The sequence below is a fragment of the Euzebyales bacterium genome (assembly GCA_036374135.1).
Classification (GTDB): Bacteria; Actinomycetota; Nitriliruptoria; order Euzebyales; family JAHELV01; genus JAHELV01.
The window spans coordinates 1-3,409 of sequence record DASUUK010000023.1 but is presented as its reverse complement, the minus strand read 5'-3'; the positions used below and the strand labels follow the sequence as shown (position 1 = coordinate 3,409).

Here is a 3,409-nt window from a genome sequence, read left to right as displayed (position 1 = left end):
CTCGCCGGCGCGGTGGACGGCCAATCCGCTGGCTGGGCGACGGCGGCATGTTCCACTTCGAAGGAGTCGGCCCCGCCGTCCTGTCCGGCCTGGACATGGTGGACAGGGCTCCGCGTGTCGGGCTCCCACCGGTGCACATCGGCATCCACACCGGTCCAGTGATCTTCCAAGACGGCGACGTCTACGGTACGACCGTGAACCTCGCGTCCAGGATCGCATCGTATGCGGGACCCGGACAGGTCCTGGCGACCGACGAGGCCGTGGGCCATTGTCGTGACGCGGGAGTGCGCTTTGCGCTACTGGGCCCGGGGAGCCTCAAGGGCATCTCGGCGCCGGTCACGCTCTATCGGGGCGGTCCGCGATCCCCTACCGAACCCAGACACTCAGACCGCGGACGCGCGGGCCAGACAGTACAACGTCAGGCGGCCGCCGGGATGGGCCGTAGCCGGGAGAACATGACCGACACGGCGTCGGCCCACGGCCGGGGGACGGTTGACCTTTGCGGACGACCGAAACGGCGAAACGCAGTGCCGCGGGCGGACGTCTCCCGATCACGCCATGCAGCCGGGGAGCACGTCGTTGGCGAGCGCGACGTCGCTGATCAGCGTCTGGGCAGTGCTCAGCCTGATGCCCGGGCAGATGCGGTCGACGTGGAAGGCACGTCGTCCAGGATGTCTGACGTCCGTAGCGTTTCGTCAGCGCGCTCGCGTGCAAAGCAGGTCTGCGTTCACGACGCGGTCCTCCTCAAGTCCAGACGCCGAGGGTCGGGCATCGACCTCGTTGGGTTGAACCGGACGCGGTCAGTCAACAGCGTCGATGTCGGGCGTGGCGTGCCGCGCACAAAGGGCCCAAGGGCCCCCGATCCCCGTGCGGCCCTTTCCCTTCTGGCTGGCGCCACGCGGCCACCAGACGGTAGCGATCGTTGCCAGTGCCAGCGCGCCGTCGAGCCTCCGGCATCAGCGAATCTCCAACGCCACAGCAGCAATGCCGTTCGGCTCTTGGAAAGGCGGGTCACTCGGGACGTGCGCTCGGGTCCAGTAGTCTCATGGTCAACAGGTCGAGATCCTGCCTCAACTCGCGCCGCGGGGGAGGGGGAGGGGATGGATCGCAAGCGCTTCGTACCCGCTGCCGTGGCACTGGCCGCGGGGTTCGCGGTGGCTGGGGTGATGCTGACCAACGACGTCCGCCGGGCGACTGCGACCGATGTCTTTGTGGTGGTGGCCGTCGGGTGGTCGTTCGTCGCCGCTGGGCTGGTGGCGTGGCGGATCCGTCCGGGTAACACGATCGGCCCGGTCATGGTCGTGACGGGCTTCCTCCAACTCGGCACGGGGTTGGGCTGGTCACAGAACCCGGTGCTGTTCGTGATCAGCCACGTGGTGCACCTGGCGATCTTCGCCGCGGTGGTCTTCATCCTGCTTGCGTTCCCGAGCGGTCGGCTCGGGACGACGCTCAATCGCGGGGTCTTCGGTGCGGCCCTGGTGATCGTCGGTCCCCTCAACGTGGCGTGGCTGCTCGTGGGGGGCGGCGCTCATCATGGGGCATCGTGCGCTGGGTGCCCGCAGACCGGGCTGGAGCTGACGGAGGCGCCCGAGGTGCAGGCGGCGATCCTGTGGACCCAGGAGATCGGGGGTGCGGTCGTTGCCGTGGCCGCCTTCGCCATCCTCGTGCGGCGTTGGAGCGGTGCCACCGCGCGTCTGCGTTACGCGATCGCACCGGTGCTGTGGCTCGGCGCGGCCGCGTTGGCGTTCCTTGCCTTGTGGCTGCTGTATCTGGTCTACGTGGTCAGGTCGCCGCTGGTTGACCCGCTGGGCGACGTCCCCTGGGTACTGGTCAACCTGATCGTGGCGTCGGTCGCGATCGCGTTCCTGGCGGGGGTTGCCCGCACCCGGTTGGCCCGATCCGCGGTCGCCGATCTCGTCATCGAGATGCGAGGCGACGTGGCACCGGCAGCGCTGCGTGACTCGTTGGCTCACGCACTGCACGACCCGAGCCTGACGGTCGCGTACTGGCTCGAGGACGCGGACCGCTACGTGGACGCGCGCGGACAGCCCGTCGGTCTGCCGGACGAGGACGAGACACGGGCCGTGACCATGATCGAGCGAGCGGGCCGCCCGATCGCGGCGCTCGTGCACGACCCCGCACTGCGCGAGGACGAAGACCTCGTCGAGTCGGTGTGTGCTGCTGCCGCGCTCCAGATCGACAACGAACGCCTCCAGGCGCAGCTGCGGGCTCGCCTCGACGACGTGCGGGCATCGCGCACAAGGATCGTGGAGGCAGCCATGACGGAGCGGCGCCGCATCGAGCGGGATCTGCACGACGGCGCCCAGCAGCGGCTCGTGTCGGTCGCCATGAGCCTCGGCCTCGCCGAGTCGAAGGCGACGGCCGAGCCCGAGGCCGCGCTGACCTTCGTACGCGAGGCGAGAGGCCGCCTGACCGACGCGCTGGAGGAGCTGCGTGAGCTGAGTCAGGGCATCCACCCGGGGATCCTGACGGAGCGAGGCCTTGCCGCAGCGCTGAGCGAGCTCACCGACCGCGTCGACCTGCCGGTCGCGCTCGAGGTAGCTGTGAGCGACCGCCTGCCACAGCCGGTTGAACAGGCCGCCTACTACGTGGTTTCCGAAGCGTTGACCAATGTCGTCAAGCACGCGCACGCCACCCACGCGCGTGTGCAGGTCGATCGGGTCAACGGGATGGCGGTCACGCGGGTGTCCGACGACGGAGCCGGCGGCGCGGATTCGACGCGGGGATCGGGGCTGCGGGGGTTGTGCGATCGCGTCGAGGCCCTCGGCGGCCACCTCGCCGTGGTAAGTCCGCCTGGTCAGGGCACGGTCGTGGAGGCGGGGATCCCATGCGCGTCGTGATCGCCGACGACTCCGCGTTGTTGCGGGAGGGTCTGGCCCGGCTTCTCACCGAGGCGGGGTTTGAGGTGATCGGCCAGGCGCGTGATGGCGAGGAGCTGCTGGCCGAAGCGGAGACGGGGCGTCCGGATGTGGCGATAGTCGACATCCGCATGCCCCCCACCCACACCGATGAGGGGTTGCGGGCGGCGCGCGAGCTGCGGACCCGCTATCCCGGGATGGGCGTGCTCGTGCTGTCCCAGTACGTGCGTCCGAGCTACGCGTTGGAGCTTCTCGCGGGCGGCGCCGACGGCGTCGGCTATCTGCTCAAGGACCGGGTGGCGGATGTGGAGGAGCTGGCCGACAGCGTCAGGCGGGTCGGGGAGGGCGGTTCCGTCCTCGACCCCGCGGTCGTCTCCCAGCTCGTGGACCGCCGCAGGGCGGGCGACGACCCGGTCGAACGTCTCACCACACGGGAACGACAGGTGCTGGCGCTGATGGCCGAAGGGCGGTCGAACAAGGCGATCGCCGCACGTCTGTTCGTCACCGAACACACGGTCGAGAAGCACATC

At 69.6% G+C, this 3,409-nt stretch carries 2 protein-coding genes; both read left to right on the top strand.

Features of this window, described 5'->3' with window-relative positions; translation table 11 throughout:
* The first annotated feature begins 1,100 nt into the window (after window positions 1-1,100).
* Entirely contained in the window at window positions 1,101-2,861 is a 1,761-nt protein-coding gene (locus tag VFZ70_02790) for a sensor histidine kinase (protein ID HEX6254715.1), read from the top strand.
* On the top strand, window positions 2,849-3,409 hold a 561-nt coding region (locus VFZ70_02785; protein HEX6254714.1), incomplete at its 3' end, for a response regulator transcription factor. The genes VFZ70_02790 and VFZ70_02785, both read left to right, overlap by 13 nt.